Annotated in this window: 2 protein-coding genes; both read right to left on the reverse strand. The window is 61.6% G+C overall.

Annotated features, from left to right (window positions below; genetic code table 11):
- Positions 1 to 12: 12 nt before the first annotated feature.
- Positions 13 to 957, reverse strand: a complete 945-nt coding sequence (locus DK874_RS11610) for an IS3 family transposase (protein WP_114314174.1) — start codon at positions 955 to 957, stop codon at positions 13 to 15.
- Between the two features lie 5 nt (positions 958 to 962).
- Positions 963 to 1,244 (reverse strand): transposase, encoded by a 282-nt coding sequence (locus tag DK874_RS11615; RefSeq protein ID WP_114314175.1) that lies wholly within the window; start codon positions 1,242 to 1,244, stop codon positions 963 to 965.
- Between the last annotated feature and the right edge of the window lie 62 nt (positions 1,245 to 1,306).

The following is a 1,306-nucleotide window of genomic DNA, read 5'->3' on the forward strand; positions in this document are numbered from 1 at the left end:
TGATTTGCGCCCCTAACTTTGTACACCATGCTCCTTTCTTGCATGTGAACCCCCAAAAGCCTCTCCCAGGACCTCCCTGGGTGTCCTGTACCCTAGCCCCGAGTGGAGCCTTTCCTCATGGTAGTATCGCAGCCTTTCCCCTATCACCCCCTTCAGCTCCGTCAGGTCCTTTGCCTCCAAGAAGAGGTCCCGGTTCTCCCCTTTGAACCGCGAGAAAAACGACTCCATCACCGGGTTCCCCCGTGGCCCCATCAGGCTGTAGGAAACCCCCTGGCCATCCGCCAGCAAAAGCTGTCCTACCCACTCGTGGCTCAAAAAGGCTCCCCCCTGGTCGTGGTGGACGATGGCCCGGGGTATCCCTCCCCTCTCTTGGATGTAGGCCTTGGCCCGCTCCCACACCTCCAGAGCTGCCTCCGCCGTGGGAGAGGGAAACACCCCCCAGGCCAGTACCGCCCTCGTGGCGTGGTCCAATATGGGCAGGAACCATACCCTGCCCCCCCGGTAGGGAATGAGGGTGAAGTCGGTGTATAAGAGCTCAAAGGGCTGCGGTTCCCGCTCCCGCAACAGGAGGGCCCTTAGGTCAGCCCGATCCCCAGCCATAAGGACGATCTCCAAAAGGGGGTTGGGTTTGGGCTTGCGAACCCTGCGCCCCAAGGCCAGGTGGAACTCGTTGAGCAGCCGGCGGATGCGCTTCTCGTTGATGACCACCCCCCGGCGCCGGAGCTCCTGCGCCAGCCGGCGGTATCCGTACTGGGGGTGCTCCCCCAGAATCTCCCGCATCAAGGCCACGGCCCTCTCATCCGCCTCCCGCCGCCGCCGGTCCGCCTCCACCTTCTGCCGCCCGTAGTAGTACCAGGTGGCCCGGGGGATGTCCAAAGCGCTCAGAATCCTGGGCAGGGGAGCCAGCCCTTGGGCCAGGGCTTGCCTGGCCAAGGCGATGCGCTCCCCTAGGGGCATCTTGGCTACCTCCCCTGCCCTAGGAAGTTTTTTAGGAGGGCGATCTCCACCTCTTTTTTGCCGATGAGCTGCTCCAGCTCCCGGATCCTCCTCTCGTACTCCTTCTCCTGGGCATCGTCGGAGAAGAGAGAAGCCCCCTTGCTCAAAAGCTCATCCCGGTACTTGTAGACGGTATTGGGATGAAGGCCATACGCCCGAGCGATCTCCACCGCACTCTTCTCGCCCTTGAGCACTTCCAGGGCTATCTGGAACTTCACCTGGGGTGGTAAGGATTTGGCCTTTTTCACTTTTTCCTCCTTTGCCCCTATGCTAACACAAGATGGGCGTATAGTCTAGAGGTCGCAGGTCC

It is taken from the genome of Thermus caldifontis (genome assembly GCF_003336745.1).
GTDB classification, from domain to species: Bacteria; Deinococcota; Deinococci; order Deinococcales; family Thermaceae; genus Thermus; species Thermus caldifontis.

Excerpts from the sequence above, each read along its gene's own strand:
- DK874_RS11610 (WP_114314174.1), bottom strand. The coding sequence starts at position 957 with ATGCCCCTAGGGGAGCGCATCGCCTTGGCCAGGCAAGCCCTGGCCCAA.